This is a genomic window from Evansella tamaricis (assembly GCF_019042215.1).
Taxonomy (GTDB): domain Bacteria; phylum Bacillota; class Bacilli; order Bacillales; family Salisediminibacteriaceae; genus Evansella; species Evansella tamaricis.
Window position 1 is genome coordinate 24,295 of sequence record NZ_JAHQCS010000044.1, and the last position, 15,446, is coordinate 39,740.

Consider the following 15,446-nt stretch of genomic DNA (forward strand, 5'->3'; position numbering starts at 1 on the left):
TTTGGACAAAAAGAGATCTAAGCAGCGTTTTTATGTAGAGGAAGGAGAAACGATTGATGATTGTCTCAATCGTATGAAAGAGGAAGGATATACCCCAATTCGGCGGATGGAACAACCTCTATTAAAGGAAGTAAAAAAGAACGGTAAAATGGAAGTGGAAGTTGCCAAACAACAGATTGTTTTTGAGGGAAAAAAGGAATGAATTAATATTAATCAAACGTTTAATTAAAACGCAGCATTGTAATTGGTCCAATCCAATTCTAATGCTGCGTTTTCGAGTAATATAAATTATTCTTTTTTTTCTTTTTCCAATACCGGTGGTTTCCGATGTTTTGTAGCCTGTTCGTATTCATATGCTAAGTGTATTAATTTGGCTTCCGTAAAGGCAGTGCCAGTGAAGGTAATTCCTACAGGTTCTCCGTTTGGAGTATATCCAGCCGGTACAGTGACAGATGGATAACCTGCTTTTGCTGGAATACCTGCTCCAAAATTGTTTGGAAACAAGATGGCATCCAATTGAAATTCTCCGATTGCATAATCAATTCCATTCTCTTTCGATAAATATTGATCCATTTCTATGCTTTTCAAATAGTCAGATTCCGTTAAAGTTCCACTAGTGTTTTCCGATTCAAGCAGAATTTTCTGGCCGTACTTAAGCATGGAATCTGGATGACTGAAATTAAAATGGATGATGTCAGTTAAGGACTGAATCTCCGTGTTCCCGGCATATTCATTTAAATAAGCATTTACTCCAGCCTTGAATTCATAAGTTAAAACATGGTAGGTCCATTTAGCTTCTGTAGAAGGTATTGTGACATCTACCACCTCTGCCCCTAATGCCGAAAGTTCGTCTATAGCCTTATTAATTACGCTCCTTTTTTCTTCAGATAAAAATTGAAAATAAAAATCTCGCGCAATACCAATCTTCATACCAGCTAAACTTTTGATCTCCAAAAGGGAAGTGTAATCAAACATGCCAGATTCGTTTGTTCTAGTAATAGGATCATTTTCATCAAAACCAGTTATTGCATTCAACACATAGGCCGCATCTTTCACTGTTCTTGTCATGGGTCCGGCTGTATCCTGGGTATGAGATATGGGAATAATTCCTGATCGGCTAATGAGTCCCACAGTGGGCTTAATTCCGACTAATGAATTCTGACTTGCCGGGCTAAGAATAGACCCAGATGTTTCCGTACCTATTGCAAAACTTGCAAAATTTGCGGCGACGGATGCCCCGGACCCAGAGCTGGATCCACCACAATCAAAGTTCCTTCCATATGGGTTCTTTACTTGTCCCCCTCGAGAGCTGTATCCGCTTGGCATTCCTTCCGTCATAAAGTTTGCCCATTCTGTCATATTTGTTTTACCTAGTATAATTGCTCCCGCTTCTCTTAGTTTTTGAACAACAAAGGCATCTTTTTTTGCATAGGAAGTGGCTAAAGCTAGAGATCCTGCACTTGTGTGCATCTTATCTTTTGTCGCAATATTATCTTTAATAAGAACTGGAACACCGTGCAAAGGTCCTCGCGCGCCGAATTGCTTCCTTTCCACATCCAAACTTTCTGCAATTTGCAGGGCATCAGGATTAACTTCCAATACTGCTTGGATTTCCTGATTATATGTCCCAATCTGGTCTAAATACATAAGCACTAATTCCCGGGAAGTAAGATCATTGGACGCTAATTTTTTTTGTATCTCTTCTATTGTAGCTTCCGGTAACCAAGTATCTTTTAATTGTTGTAGATTTGGATTGTGCACTTTAATTCCTCATTTCTTTCATTTCATGTTGTCAATCTAATCATATTCAATTTGTACTAGAAATACAAAACTTACTACTATGAATTGTTCTTTACTTTCGTTAAGATGTATGGAGGATAAAAAACTATCCTTCTATTTGATTGTCCTTAATACAAGGACAAATGTGATTGGTAAAGGGTCAATTCCCGCTGCTTATTTCCCAAAAACCGAACGATGGAAGGTTAGTATATATATATCGTTCGAATTTAGGTTGACTTTTGAAATTTACTCTTGTTATGATAGAGGCAGGAAATCTTACAAATTAAATAACCTCATATAAAGTTGGGAATATGGCCCAAAAGTTTCTACCTGATGACCGTAAATCATTAGACTATGGGGGCGACTTACGGGATTGTGCAGGGAGAATCTCTGCTTTCCGCTGTTGATGACGTGTTCGTATGTCCCCTTTTTTGGTTAAACGAACACGTTTTTTCTATGTCCAAAAAGGAAAGTTCATAAAATAGATAGATAAGGGAGGCGTCATGATGGCTGCAAAGGTTGGCGTCATTATGGGTTCAACATCCGATTGGGATACGATGAAACACACAGTAGCTACACTCGAGGAACTTCAGGTCCCGTACGAGAAAAAAGTAGTCTCTGCCCATCGAACACCAGATTATATGTTTGAGTATGCAGAAACGGCAAGAGAACGTGGTCTTCAAGTTATTATTGCGGGTGCAGGTGGAGCTGCTCATTTACCGGGGATGGTTGCTGCGAAAACTACTTTACCAGTCATCGGGGTACCTGTTCAGTCTAAAGCACTAAGTGGAATGGATTCTTTATTATCCATTGTCCAAATGCCCGCAGGAGTACCTGTTGCTACAGTGGCTATTGGAAAAGCAGGCGCAATTAATGCAGCACTTTTAGCTTCGCAACAATTATCGGTTCATGATGAGGCTTTAAGACAACGTTTAGAAGATAGACGTAAGAGAACGGAAAAAGAGGTATTGGAAAATGGAGATTTAACATGAGAAATAAATGGATAAAACCGGGAAAAACAATTGGGATTTTAGGTGGAGGACAGTTAGGCAGAATGATGGCTATTTCCGCGCGGGAAATGGGATATGGTGTTGCGGTGCTGGAACCAACAGCCGATTCACCGTGCGGGCAAATTGCTGATATAGAAATATTATCCGCCTACGATGACCGGTCTGGAGCAGAACAGTTAGCCAAACACTGTGATGTACTCACGTATGAATTTGAGAACATCAATGCTCAAACAGCCTCTTACCTGGAGGAAAACATGTATTTGCCACAAGGAAGTAACCTGTTGTCTATTACACAGGACAGAATATTGGAAAAGAAGGCTATACAGTCATTCCAAGTTCCAATAGTACCATATGTAGAAGTATCTACTTTCGACGAATTAGAAAAAGGATTATGGGAGTTTGGGTTTCCTGCTGTATTAAAAACAACTAGAGGTGGCTATGACGGTAAGGGTCAACATGTTTTCAAGGAAGATTCTGAAGTGCAAAAAGTGTGGAATGAAATGGATAGTAAAGGACCGTTTGTACTAGAATCGTGGCTTCCCTTTGATAAAGAGATATCGGTCATCGTTACTCGAAGTGTTAATGGAGAACAGAAGACATTTCCAGTAGCAGAGAATATCCATGTGAACAACATATTACATCAGTCCATTGTACCTGCAAGAATTGAGAAGGCTATTGAAGAAGAAGCAGTACGGATTGCTACCCATTTAGCAGAATCCTTCCATCTAATTGGTACATTAGCTGTTGAAATGTTCCTATCTAATGATGGACGACTTTACGTGAATGAATTGGCCCCAAGGCCGCATAATTCAGGTCACTATACAATTAATGCTTGTGTTACATCTCAGTTTGAACAGCATATCCGAGCCATTTGTGGGTGGCCACTAGGGAGTACGGAATTATTGAAACCAGTAGTGATGGTGAACCTTTTAGGACAACATATGACTAAAGTGATGGATCACATAACGGAATTAAAGGGTGGGCATTTACATCTATATGGGAAGAAAGAAGCGAGGACAGGGAGAAAGATGGGCCATGTCAATGTCTTGGCAGGGACCGTGGAAGAGGCTTTGGATGAGATAGAGAGATCCCCAATTTGGAGATAGATGAACTAAAATAGGAGGAAATAAACCTTATGATTGAACGTTATACAAGACCAGAAATGGGTGCCATTTGGACAGAGGAAAATCGTTTTAGAGCATGGTTAGAAGTGGAGATTCAAGCTTGTGAAGCATGGGCAGAATTAGGAGATATCCCAAAGGAAGATGTAAAAAAAATTCGTGAGAATGCTAGCTTCGATGTGGCGAGGATTCTTGAAATTGAAGAGGAAACCCGTCATGATGTTGTGGCTTTCACCAGAGCGGTATCGGAAACATTAGGGGAAGAAAGAAAATGGGTTCATTACGGATTAACGTCAACAGATGTTGTGGATACAGCTTTATCTTATTTACTAAGACAGGCAAATGAAATTCTTGAAAGAGACATTCTTAATTTTATCCACGTCCTGAAAACAAAGGCAAAGGAACACAAGATGACAGTGATGATGGGACGTACTCACGGTGTTCACGCAGAACCTACAACTTTCGGATTAAAAATTGCATTATGGTATGAAGAGATGAAACGAAATTTAGAGCGATTCCGACATGCAGCAGAAGGCGTACGTGTTGGTAAAATCTCAGGTGCAGTTGGAACGTATGCGAACATCGATCCTTTCGTTGAGAAATATGTATGTGAAGGATTAGGACTTGAGGCGTCACCAATTTCCACTCAAACTCTACAACGTGATCGTCATGCCCATTATATTGCAACCTTATCTTTGATCGCTTCTTCCATTGAAAAAATGGCGGTTGAAATCCGTGGATTACAAAAAAGTGAAACTCGTGAAGTAGAAGAGTTCTTTGCAAAAGGGCAAAAAGGTTCTTCTGCCATGCCTCATAAACGTAATCCAATAGGGTCTGAGAACATGACTGGTCTTGCCAGACTCCTTCGTGGTCATTTGGTAACTGCTTATGAGAATGTTGCATTATGGCATGAAAGGGATATTTCTCACTCTTCTGCAGAGCGCGTTATTTTACCCGATGCCACGATTACATTGAATTATATGTTAAACAGGTTCAGTAATATCGTGAAAAACTTAACGGTTTTCCCGGAAAACATGAAGCGTAACATGACTAGAACATATGGATTAATCTATTCCCAGCGTGTTCTCCTTACTCTCATCGATAAAGGAATGGTTCGAGAGGAAGCATATGACCTTGTTCAGCCTAAGGCGATGGAAGCGTGGGAAAAGGGAGTGCAGTTCCGGTCACTGGTGGAATCAGATGAAGAGATAATGAATCATCTTTCAACAGAAGAATTAGATGACTGTTTTGACTACAATCATCATTTAAAACATGTGGATACGATATTTAACAGACTTGGTTTAAACAACTAAATGAATGAAGGAACGGAGGGGCTACCTTGTTGAAAAAAGGAGCTTGTCTTTACGAAGGAAAAGCGAAACGAATTTATTCCACCGATGAACATGAAGTGCTATGGGTAGAGTACAAAGATGATGCCACTGCTTTTAATGGCGAGAAAAAAGATGTATTGGAGGGCAAAGGAGTTTTAAACAATGAAATAAGTTCCCTTCTATTTTCAAAACTAAAAGAGGCAGGTATTCAAAGTCATTTTATCGAGAAGCTTTCCAGTAACGAACAACTGGTGAAAAGAGTGGAAATCGTTCCGATTGAAGTAGTTGTTAGAAATATAGCGGCAGGGAGTTTAGTAAAAAGGCTTGGGATTGAGAGGGGTACGGAGTTCAACCCAGCAATACTTGAATTCTATTATAAAGACGATTCCCTAGGCGACCCACTATTTACAGAAGAACATATACGAGTGATGGAACTTGCCAGTGTCGAAGAATTAAGTGAAATCAGAGAGATAGCATTACATGTAAATGAGCAGTTAAAAGTGATATTTGAGACAATAGGAGTTCAATTAGTAGACTTTAAACTGGAGTTTGGAAGAGAACAATCAGGTGCTATTCTTTTAGCAGATGAAATTTCACCAGATACTTGCAGATTATGGGATATAAAAACAGGAGAATCCTTTGATAAAGATTTGTTCCGCTTTGAACAGGGGAACTTACAGGACGGCTATACAACCATACTATCACGACTTGGAGGAATAAATTCATGTTCAAAGTAAAAGTTTACACGACTTTAAAAGCCGGAGTTTTAGATCCACAAGGATCCGCAGTAACTAACTCCCTTCATCATTTAGGTTATGAAGGGGTAGAGGATGTTCGAATCGGAAAAGTGATGACACTCACAATCAACTCAACAGAAGATAAGATCGAAGAGCTTGTAAAGGAAATGTGTGAAAAGTTATTAGCAAATCCAGTAATTGAAGACTATCGTTATGAAATTGAGGAGGTAGTCGCACAATGAGGTTTGCAGTCATCGTATTTCCAGGTTCAAACTGCGATCTAGATATGTATCATGCTGTAAAAGATGAGCTTGGTGCTGATGTGGAATATGTCTGGCATGACGAAACAAGCTTAGACGGCTTTGACGGGGTACTGCTCCCAGGAGGATTCTCCTATGGTGACTATCTTAGAACAGGGGCGATTGCTCGTTTTTCACCAGTCATGAAGGCTGTTATTAAAGCAGCAGAATCAGGGAAGCCAGTATTAGGAGTTTGCAACGGATTTCAAATTTTACTAGAAGCAGGTCTTCTCCCAGGAGCGATGAGAAGAAACCAAAACTTGAAGTTTATTTGCCGCCCGGTCTCTTTAATCGTAGAAAACAATGGTACGATTTTTTCCAATGGGTATGAATTGGGTCAAGACATTACGGTTCCGGTTGCACACGGCGAAGGAAATTACTATTGTGATGAGGTTACTCTCGAGCAATTAAAAGAAAATAATCAGATTGTTTTCACTTATAAAGAGAATATTAACGGATCGGTAGAGAGAATAGCTGGAATTACGAACAAAGCTGGAAATGTCCTCGGTATGATGCCTCACCCTGAACGTGCGGTAGATTCCCTTTTAGGATCAAATGACGGATTGACCTTATTTAAATCGATTTTAACTCATTGGAGGGAACGACATGCAATTACTTCATGAACCATCTCCCGAGCAAATTAAAGATCTTCGCGTATATGCTGAAATGGGCGTAACAGATGAAGAGTTTGCGCTAGTGGAAAACATTATGGGCAGACTTCCTAACTATACAGAATTAGGATTGTTTTCTGTTATGTGGTCGGAGCATTGTAGTTATAAAAATTCTAAAGTTTTATTAAAAAAGTTCCCTACAACAGGAGAAAAGGTACTCCAAGGTCCTGGAGAAGGTGCTGGAATTATTGATATTGGTGATGACCAGGCTGTCGTATTTAAAATAGAAAGCCATAACCATCCTTCAGCCATTGAGCCTTACCAAGGGGCAGCTACTGGTGTGGGAGGGATTATTCGCGATATTTTCTCCATGGGTGCTCGTCCTGTAGCGATACTGAACTCCCTTCGATTTGGTGAATTAACAAAGCCGCGTGTGAAGTTTTTGTTTGAAGAAGTGGTTGCGGGAATCGCAGGTTACGGGAACTGTATTGGTATCCCGACAGTAGGGGGAGAGATTCAGTTTGATCCCTGTTATGAAGGTAACCCCTTAGTTAATGCCATGTGTGTCGGTTTAATTGATCATAAAGATATCCAAAAGGGGCAGGCCAAAGGTGTTGGAAACTCTGTCATTTACGTTGGTGCCAGTACGGGGCGTGACGGTATTCACGGAGCAACTTTTGCATCAGAAGAATTAAGCGAAGCATCTGAGGCGAAACGACCTGCAGTTCAAGTGGGAGACCCATTCATGGAAAAACTTCTCCTTGAGGCATGTTTAGAAGTTGTGAAAAATGATGCCCTGATTGGCATTCAAGATATGGGTGCTGCTGGTCTTACCTCTTCATCAGCTGAAATGGCGAGTAAAGCAGGATCAGGCATTGAAATGGATTTAGATAAAGTACCTCAGCGTGAAAAGGGTATGACAGCTTATGAAATGATGCTTTCCGAATCGCAAGAAAGAATGCTTCTCGTTGTAAAAGCCGGAAGAGAACAGGAAATAATTGATCTGTTTGAGCGCTGGGACTTACATGCGACGGTTGTGGGTAAAGTGACAGATGACAAGAAACTTCGTCTTCTTCATAAGGGAGAGGTAGTTGCAGATGTACCGGTTGATGCATTAGCAGAAGATGCACCTGTATATCACAAACCAAGTGCGGAGCCTGCATATTACCGTGAATTTCAACAACAGCCATCATACAGACCAAATGTTACGGACATGAAGGAAACGTTAAAAGAATTGTTAAAACAACCTACGATTGCTAGTAAAGAGTGGGTATATGATCAATATGACTATATGGTACGGACAAATACAGTTGTTTCACCAGGCTCTGATGCAGCCGTATTGCGTATTCGCGGAACCGAAAAAGCCATTGCAATGACAACAGACTGCAATTCCCGTTATCTCTATTTAGATCCTTATATTGGAGGACAGTTAGCTATTGCCGAAGCGTCAAGAAACCTTGTATGTTCTGGTGCTAAACCATTAGGGGTTACGGATTGTCTAAACTACGGAAATCCAGAAAGACCAGAGATTTTCTGGCAGCTAGAAAAATCAACTGACGGATTGAGCGAAGCTTGTAGAGTACTTGAAACACCAGTTATTGGCGGGAATGTATCTCTTTACAATGAAAGAAGTGGAGTAGCTGTCTATCCAACACCTGTTATTGGAATGGTTGGTCTCATTGATCATGTTGATCACATCACAAGACAGCAGTTTCAACAAGCCGGGGACGCGATCTATGTGTTAGGGGAAACTGGAGAAGATTTTGGTGGAAGTGAACTACAAAAAATGATAGAGGGATCTATATTCGGTCAACCTCCAACATTTGATATAGAAGTGGAAAAAGAAAGACAAGAGCAAGTATTAAACGCTATTCAAGCAGGAACCGTTTCATCTGCCCACGATTTGGCAGAAGGTGGATTCCTTGTGGCATTAGCAGAATGTACTTTCGGAACAGGTTTAGGAGCTTCTGTTCATGTAAATGGTCAAGATCACTTGAGTGAATTTTTTAGTGAAACACCTTCAAGGTATGTGCTTTCAGTCTCGAAGGAAAACCGATCACACTTCGAAAAACTAGTTCCAAAAGCAGTGTGCATTGGTGAAGTTACAGAAGAACCTGTCGTAAAGGTACACAATTCCGAAGGACATATCATTTTAGAAGAACAGGTTACTATACTTGAAGACACATGGAGAGGTGCCATTTCATGTTTGCTGAAATCAAAGGTTTAAACGAAGAGTGTGGCGTATTTGGGGTATGGGGGCATAAGGATGCCGCCCATATCACTTATTATGGCCTCCATAGTTTGCAGCATCGGGGACAAGAGGGCGCTGGAATCGTTGTTACAGATGGTGAGAAGCTTAAATGTTATAAAGGAGTAGGACTTGTAAACGATGTGTTTGGTCACGGGGAACTGGAACATCTTCATGGTTCAGGTGCGATTGGTCACGTTCGTTATACAACTGCAGGTGCAAGTGATTTAACAAACTGTCAGCCTTTCCTATTTAACTCTCAAACCGGTAGCCTTGCATTAGCTCATAACGGAAATTTAGTGAATGCAAATGCCTTAAAACATCAATTAGAGCGACAGGGAAGTATTTTTCAGACCACTTCTGATACAGAAGTAGTAGCCCATCTCATTAAACGCAGTGGGTATGAATCCCTTGCCGAACGGATCAAAAATGCATTAACGATGGTGAAGGGAGCCTATGCCTTCGTCATGATGGTTGAAGATAAATTGTTAGCTGCACTGGATCCCAATGGACTGCGCCCCCTTTCCATCGGTAGATTAGGGGACGCCTATGTTATCTCCTCAGAAACATGTGCTTTTGATATTATTGGAGCAACCTATGAGCGGGAGGTAGAACCGGGAGAACTCATTATTATCGATGATAACGGGCTTACGAGTGAGCGATTCTCCTTGTCTCCAAAGCGCTCTATTTGTTCGATGGAATATGTTTATTTTGCTCGTCCCGACAGTAATGTGGACCAAATTAATGTGCATCATGCAAGGAAGAATTTAGGGAAAGAATTAGCTCTTGAGAAACCAGTAGAGGCAGATGTTGTAACTGGAGTTCCAGATTCTAGTATTTCTGCCGCTATTGGATACGCTGAACAGGCTGGAATACCTTATGAGCTTGGTTTAATAAAAAATCGTTATGTTGGCCGTACGTTTATTCAGCCATCACAGGAACTTCGTGAGCAGGGAGTAAAAATGAAGCTTTCTGCAGTACGGGGAGTTGTAGAAGGTAAGCGCGTGGTAATGATTGATGATTCTATTGTTCGTGGAACTACAAGCCGAAGAATCGTCCGACTACTGAAGGAAGCAGGGGCTACGGAAGTTCATGTCCGAATCAGTTCACCGCCTATTAAAAATTCTTGTTTTTACGGCATTGATACATCCACCAAAGGGGAATTAATTGCGTCAGAAAAATCGGTGCAACAAATCTGTGATGAAATAGGTGCAGATTCCCTTGAGTTTTTAAGTGTGGAAGGACTCATGAAAGGAATCGGAAGACCTGATAATGAGGAAAATCATGGTCAATGTCTCGCATGCTTTACGGGTCAATATCCAACGGAAATCTATCCAGAATCAGACCACCCGTATCAAAAGATATAGGAAGAAGGGAAACAGCTATGTCAAAAGCGTATGAATCAGCTGGAGTAAACATTGAAGCGGGGTACGAAGGCGTACGAAGAATGAAGAAACATGTGGAATCCACAAGGAGAAAAGAGGTCATGGGATCTCTCGGGGGATTTGGAGGATTGTTTGACCTTTCCGGATTTTCGTATGAAGAGCCCGTACTAGTTTCTGGAACAGATGGAGTTGGAACAAAGCTTCTTATTGCACAAGAGATGGGAAAACATGACACAATTGGTATTGATGCAGTTGCCATGTGTGTAAATGATATCGCTGTTCAAGGGGCATCCCCGTTATTTTTCCTAGACTATTTAGCATTAGGGGTTAATGACCCGGAGGTAGTGGAACAAGTAGTTTCCGGTATTGCAGATGGATGTCGCCAGGCAGGGTGTGCCATTATCGGTGGAGAGACGGCGGAAATGCCTGGATTATATAAACCGGAAGAATACGACGTTGCAGGATTTGTGGTGGGGATTGCGGAAAAGAAACATCTATTCGATCCGAAAAATGTAAAGGAAGGGGACATTTTGATTGGTCTTCCTTCAACGGGTGTTCACAGTAATGGTTTCTCCTTAGTTCGAAAGATTGTGAAAAGCCAAGGGCTGACCTGGGATGACTCCTTTGTGGCGTCGGGTGAATCGCAAAAAACAATTGGGGAAGTTCTTTTAACCCCAACGAAAATATATGTGGAAGCTCTCCAACCATTTCTCGGAAAAGGGGTTGTGAAAGCCGCGTCACACATCACTGGCGGTGGGATTATCGAGAATGTTCCCCGTATGGTTCCAGATGGTCTTGAAGCTGTTATTGATGTATCGTCCTGGGAGGTTCCTTTCATCTTCCGATGGTTAGGGGAAAAAGGGAATTTGAGTGATCGGGATTTATACGAAACGTTCAATATGGGAATCGGATTAGTGTTAGCTGTAGATAAAAATGCTGTAAATATGGTTCTTAAAACGTTGCAGGAAAACGGGGAGACGGCTCACGTTATAGGTGAAATCAAGCGTGGCTCTGGTGTTAGCTTAAAAGGGGTTGACACAGAATGAGGCTGGCAGTATTTGCATCTGGGAGTGGCAGTAATTTTGAGGCAATTACTAAGGCGGCTAAGTCTGGGATGATAAATGGTTCTGTTGAAGTCCTTATTTGTGATAAACAGAACGCCTATGCCCTGAAACGGGCTGAAAAATTAGGTGTCCCTGCTTATGTTTTTCAAGCAAAGGAATTCGAATCAAAGGCAGCATTTGAATCAGCAATACTGAAAAAGTTGGAAGAAAATCAAATTGAACTAATCATTTTGGCAGGATATATGCGTTTAGTGGGCGGTACTTTGTTATCTGCTTTTGAGGGCAGAATATTAAATATTCATCCCTCTTTATTACCTGCTTTTCCAGGTTTGGATGCAGTGGGGCAAGCTATGGATGCCGGTGTGAAAGTAACAGGGGTTACGGTTCATTATGTGGATGCGGGAATGGACACTGGTCCCATCATTGCTCAGGAACCATTGAAAATTTATAGTGGTGATAAGAAGGAAGTTGTTCAAAAAAAGATTCAACAGGTGGAACATCAGTTATATCCGGAAGTTATCCAGTATGTAATCGAAGAGTTAAGTGGGAGGGTCTGAGGAATGAAGAAACGGGCGTTAGTAAGTGTTTCAGATAAAACAGGGGTTGTGGAGTTTGTGCAAAAGTTGGAAGGCCTGGGGGTTGAAATCATCTCTACAGGTGGTACGAAAAAGGCGCTCCAAGATGCTGGAGTGAATGTCATTGGTATTGAAGAAGTTACTGGTTTCCCAGAAATGATGGACGGACGAGTTAAAACTCTGCACCCAGCAATTCATGGAGGATTATTGGCAGTAAGAGATAATCAAGACCATATGACTGCGGCCCTTGAGCACGGGATTAATATGATTGATTATGTAGTGGTCAATCTTTACCCGTTTCAACAGACGATTGAAAATCCAGACGCGACATTTTTAGATGCTATTGAAAACATTGATATTGGTGGTCCATCCATGATTCGGTCCGCGGCAAAAAATCATGCATCTGTTGCAATTATTGTGGATGCGTCTGATTATGGTGTGGTTACGGAGGAGTTAGAAACAGCTGGAGAGTTATCCGCTGAACGGAAAAGGAAACTGGCAGCGAAAGCATTCCGTCATACCGCCTCCTATGATGCACTCATCGGGGAGTATTTAACAAAGCAAGTAGGGGAAGATGCTCCAGAAAAGTTAACCATAACATATAACTTAAAGCAAATGTTGCGATATGGGGAAAACCCCCACCAATTGGCAGCTTTCTATGAGCGTCCATTAGGAAACCCAGCTTCGATTGCAAACGCACAACAGCTTCATGGGAAGGAACTTTCCTATAATAATATCAATGATGCAGATGCTGCGTTGGCGGTAGTGAAAGATTTTGTTGAACCTGCAGTAGCTGTTATTAAGCATATGAATCCATGTGGTGTGGGAACTGGAAAAACCGTATACGATGCATTTATGAAAGCATATGAAGCGGATCCTGTATCAATTTTCGGAGGAATCGTTGCCTCTAACCGGGAAATTAATAAGGAAACAGCTTTAAAATTGAAGGATATTTTCCTTGAGATTGTTGTTGCACCAGGATTTACGGAAGATGCGTTGGCAGTTTTAACAGAGAAAAAGAACATCCGCTTATTAACAGTGAATTTAAAGGATAATCAGCCTTTAGAACAGCGAATTACAACTGTTTCAGGTGGTGCTTTGATGCAGGAAACGGATACGCTCAGTTTTGAAGATGTATCAGTAACGAATCCCACCAGGCGCGAACCTACTGAGGATGAGTGGAATCAGCTAAAAATGGCATGGAAAGTCGTTAAACATGTGAAGTCAAATGCTATTGTCTTAGCAAAATCAGATCAGACAATCGGAATCGGTGCTGGACAAATGAATAGAGTGGGCTCTGCAAAGATAGCTATAGAACAAGCAGGTGAAAAAGCACAAGGATCTGTTCTAGCATCAGACGCATTTTTCCCAATGAGCGATACAGTAGAAACAGCAGCAAAGGCCGGCCTCACGGCAATCATTCAACCTGGGGGATCGGTCCGTGACCAGGAGTCAATTGATAAGGCAGATGAGTATGGAATTGCCATGGTATTTACAGGAGTGCGTCACTTCAAACATTAATGACATTGGTTGATTGGTTAGGAGAATTTTTTAAAAAAGGAGCGATCGTGTTGAAGGTATTAGTCGTTGGAAGTGGTGGACGTGAGCATGCGTTATGCTGGAAACTAAAGGAATCAAAACGGGTAAGCGAGGTGTTTGCGGCACCAGGAAGCGACGCGTTATCCTTAGATGGAGTTCGCTCCGTTCGTATTTCAGAACGGGATCATGATGGCCTCATCCATTTTGCAAATGAAGAGGGTATTGACTTAACGATCGTGGGTCCCGAGGTTCCCCTAGTCAACGGAATTGTGGATGATTTCACTACAGCAGGACTTCGTATATTTGGTCCCAGCGGGGCTGCCGCACAATTAGAAGGCAGTAAAGAATTTGCAAAGAAAATCATGGTGGAGTACGGAATACCAACTGCCAAATATGAGGCGTTTACAGATCTCGAAAAGGCAAAAGCGTATGTAAGTAAAGAAGGTGCCCCAATTGTAGTAAAGGCAGACGGTTTAGCTGCTGGTAAAGGGGTTATCGTATGTGAGACAGAAGAAGAGGCATTCAATGCCCTTGATGAAATCATGGGAAACCGTACCTTCGGAGACGCAGGTTCCCTTGTTGTCATTGAGGAGTGTTTACGTGGAGAAGAGCTTTCCTTAATGGCCTTCGTTCATGGTGAACTAGTCATTCCGATGGTACCTGCACAGGATCATAAACGTGCTTTTGATGGGGATTCTGGACCGAATACAGGTGGGATGGGTGCATACTCTCCTGTTCCGCATATAGTAGCATCTTTAGTTGAAGAAGCGGAACACACGATCCTAAGGCCAATGGCAAAGGCAATGGTAGCAGAAGGAGTACCGTTTACAGGTATATTATATGCTGGCTTGATGATGACAGAAGATGGACCTAAAGTCATTGAGTTTAATGCGCGGTTTGGAGATCCAGAAACTCAGGTTGTATTGCCTCGTTTAAAGTCCGATTTAGTAGATGTCATTGAAGGGCTATTAAAAGGTGATGAAGTGGTACTAGAATGGTCTGAAGAAGCCTGTGCTGGTGTAGTATTAGCTTCTGTTGGATACCCCGGTTCTTATCCAAAAGGGGTAGCAATGGATATTCCAGTGGATACGGTTTTATTAGATGGACAAAAATGGTTCCATGCTGGAACGAAATTTGAGGATGGCCAATGGAAAACAAATGGTGGCAGAGTTATACTGCTTTCGAGTTTGGGAACTGATTTACAGGAAGCGTTTCGAAAAACATATTATATCATTAATGAATCATCGTGGGATGGTCTGTTCTACCGGTCTGATATTGGAAAAAGAGCGATTACTCTTTCTTCCCTTGACGGGAACGATTCTTCGTCCATACTAAAATAAGCGCTATAATACTTCCGAAAACCAAAACATATAAAAAGAAAATATCAGTTATTAATTCCATTATCAAAGAAATCATCTCCTTTTTAGAAATAGGGAAGAAGCCTCGTGACTTCGATTCTGGGTTATTGACGTAAAGGTGGAAGGATGCTGGGACTTCATTAAGTTGTTTAATGAGATGGAGCAATACTTCCATAGGGGAAGTATTGCACCTTCGGGCATGGTCTAGCTTCATCGCCTAATCGCATGGGAACTGAAAAAGTGGTGCTTTTCCACTTTTACAGTCCCACTAAGCAATGAGCGTAGCCGTCGCATTCTTTAAAAAGCATGATAGGAGTGGTTTTCTCCTATCATGCGAGCGACGAGCGCAGCCATTGCCATACAAATAAAAGGAACTGAAAAAGTGGTTT

At 41.6% G+C, this 15,446-nt stretch carries 15 protein-coding genes and 1 riboswitch; of the genes, 13 read left to right on the forward strand and 2 right to left on the reverse strand.

Translation table 11 applies throughout. From position 1 onward, the window contains the following. Position 1: 1 nt before the first annotated feature. Positions 2-202, forward strand: a complete 201-nt coding sequence (locus tag KS419_RS02905; protein ID WP_217064587.1) for an NETI motif-containing protein — start codon at positions 2-4, stop codon at positions 200-202. 86 nt (positions 203-288) lie between these two features. On the opposite strand, the gene KS419_RS02910 is transcribed toward KS419_RS02905, so the two are convergent. Continuing rightward, entirely contained in the window at positions 289-1,761 is a 1,473-nt protein-coding gene (locus KS419_RS02910) for an amidase family protein (protein ID WP_217064588.1), read from the reverse strand. Positions 1,762-2,052: 291 nt separating this feature from the next. After that, positions 2,053-2,154, forward strand: a riboswitch (purine riboswitch). A 131-nt stretch (positions 2,155-2,285) separates the two neighbouring features. Between KS419_RS02910 and purE the strand changes: the two genes are divergently transcribed. From purE to purD, 12 genes are read left to right on the forward strand one after another with little or no spacing between them, the layout of a single operon-like run. Beyond that, positions 2,286-2,771, forward strand: coding sequence for a 5-(carboxyamino)imidazole ribonucleotide mutase (purE, locus tag KS419_RS02915; RefSeq protein WP_217064589.1), 486 nt, complete (start codon positions 2,286-2,288; stop codon positions 2,769-2,771). Further along, positions 2,768-3,895, forward strand: a complete 1,128-nt coding sequence (purK, locus tag KS419_RS02920; RefSeq protein WP_217064590.1) for a 5-(carboxyamino)imidazole ribonucleotide synthase — start codon at positions 2,768-2,770, stop codon at positions 3,893-3,895. Before purE ends, purK begins: the two co-directional genes overlap by 4 nt. Positions 3,896-3,924: 29 nt before the next feature. Next, positions 3,925-5,223, forward strand: a complete 1,299-nt coding sequence (purB, locus tag KS419_RS02925) for an adenylosuccinate lyase (RefSeq protein ID WP_217064591.1) — start codon at positions 3,925-3,927, stop codon at positions 5,221-5,223. A 29-nt stretch (positions 5,224-5,252) separates the two neighbouring features. After that, positions 5,253-5,978, forward strand: a complete 726-nt coding sequence (purC, locus tag KS419_RS02930; RefSeq protein ID WP_217064601.1) for a phosphoribosylaminoimidazolesuccinocarboxamide synthase — start codon at positions 5,253-5,255, stop codon at positions 5,976-5,978. Beyond that, the gene (gene purS, locus KS419_RS02935; RefSeq protein WP_217064592.1) at positions 5,966-6,220 is read left to right on the forward strand and encodes a phosphoribosylformylglycinamidine synthase subunit PurS; all 255 of its coding nucleotides are present in this window, start codon (positions 5,966-5,968) and stop codon (positions 6,218-6,220) included. Before purC ends, purS begins: the two co-directional genes overlap by 13 nt. Next, complete coding sequence (purQ, locus tag KS419_RS02940; protein WP_217064593.1) at positions 6,217-6,900, forward strand: phosphoribosylformylglycinamidine synthase subunit PurQ; 684 nt, start codon at positions 6,217-6,219, stop codon at positions 6,898-6,900. Before purS ends, purQ begins: the two co-directional genes overlap by 4 nt. Next, positions 6,884-9,115: a phosphoribosylformylglycinamidine synthase subunit PurL gene (gene purL / locus KS419_RS02945; protein ID WP_217064594.1), complete on the forward strand. Its 2,232-nt coding sequence runs from the start codon at positions 6,884-6,886 to the stop codon at positions 9,113-9,115. The genes purQ and purL overlap by 17 nt, the downstream gene beginning before the upstream one ends. Next, entirely contained in the window at positions 9,091-10,503 is a 1,413-nt protein-coding gene (purF, locus tag KS419_RS02950) for an amidophosphoribosyltransferase (protein WP_217064595.1), read from the forward strand. Before purL ends, purF begins: the two co-directional genes overlap by 25 nt. A gap of 17 nt (positions 10,504-10,520) precedes the next feature. Continuing rightward, positions 10,521-11,567: a phosphoribosylformylglycinamidine cyclo-ligase gene (gene purM, locus KS419_RS02955; protein WP_217064596.1), complete on the forward strand. Its 1,047-nt coding sequence runs from the start codon at positions 10,521-10,523 to the stop codon at positions 11,565-11,567. Beyond that, positions 11,564-12,142, forward strand: a complete 579-nt coding sequence (gene purN / locus KS419_RS02960) for a phosphoribosylglycinamide formyltransferase (RefSeq protein WP_217064597.1) — start codon at positions 11,564-11,566, stop codon at positions 12,140-12,142. The genes purM and purN overlap by 4 nt, the downstream gene beginning before the upstream one ends. A 3-nt stretch (positions 12,143-12,145) precedes the next feature. Next, positions 12,146-13,681, forward strand: coding sequence for a bifunctional phosphoribosylaminoimidazolecarboxamide formyltransferase/IMP cyclohydrolase (purH, locus tag KS419_RS02965; RefSeq protein ID WP_217064598.1), 1,536 nt, complete (start codon positions 12,146-12,148; stop codon positions 13,679-13,681). A 50-nt stretch (positions 13,682-13,731) separates the two neighbouring features. Next, on the forward strand, positions 13,732-15,039 hold the full coding sequence (gene purD, locus KS419_RS02970) for a phosphoribosylamine--glycine ligase (protein WP_217064599.1): 1,308 nt from the start codon (positions 13,732-13,734) through the stop codon (positions 15,037-15,039). On the opposite strand, the gene KS419_RS25610 is transcribed toward purD, so the two are convergent. Beyond that, the gene (locus KS419_RS25610) at positions 14,990-15,271 is read right to left on the reverse strand and encodes an EYxxD motif small membrane protein (protein WP_425514149.1); all 282 of its coding nucleotides are present in this window, start codon (positions 15,269-15,271) and stop codon (positions 14,990-14,992) included. The genes purD and KS419_RS25610 overlap by 50 nt on opposite strands. Between the last annotated feature and the right edge of the window lie 175 nt (positions 15,272-15,446).

What these genes read in the sequence shown, in the direction of transcription:
- purK (WP_217064590.1), top strand. Translation starts at nt 2,768, where the DNA reads ATGAGAAATAAATGGATAAAACCGGGAAAAACAATTGGGATTTTAGGT.
- purQ (WP_217064593.1), top strand. Translation starts at nt 6,217, where the DNA reads ATGAGGTTTGCAGTCATCGTATTTCCAGGTTCAAACTGCGATCTAGAT.
- purL (WP_217064594.1), top strand. Translation starts at nt 6,884, where the DNA reads ATGCAATTACTTCATGAACCATCTCCCGAGCAAATTAAAGATCTTCGC.
- KS419_RS25610 (WP_425514149.1), bottom strand. Translation starts at nt 15,271, where the DNA reads ATGAAGCTAGACCATGCCCGAAGGTGCAATACTTCCCCTATGGAAGTA.
- purS (WP_217064592.1), top strand. Translation starts at nt 5,966, where the DNA reads ATGTTCAAAGTAAAAGTTTACACGACTTTAAAAGCCGGAGTTTTAGAT.
- purH (WP_217064598.1), top strand. Translation starts at nt 12,146, where the DNA reads ATGAAGAAACGGGCGTTAGTAAGTGTTTCAGATAAAACAGGGGTTGTG.
- purE (WP_217064589.1), top strand. Translation starts at nt 2,286, where the DNA reads ATGGCTGCAAAGGTTGGCGTCATTATGGGTTCAACATCCGATTGGGAT.
- purN (WP_217064597.1), top strand. Translation starts at nt 11,564, where the DNA reads ATGAGGCTGGCAGTATTTGCATCTGGGAGTGGCAGTAATTTTGAGGCA.
- purB (WP_217064591.1), top strand. Translation starts at nt 3,925, where the DNA reads ATGATTGAACGTTATACAAGACCAGAAATGGGTGCCATTTGGACAGAG.
- purM (WP_217064596.1), top strand. Translation starts at nt 10,521, where the DNA reads ATGTCAAAAGCGTATGAATCAGCTGGAGTAAACATTGAAGCGGGGTAC.
- purF (WP_217064595.1), top strand. Translation starts at nt 9,091, where the DNA reads ATGTTTGCTGAAATCAAAGGTTTAAACGAAGAGTGTGGCGTATTTGGG.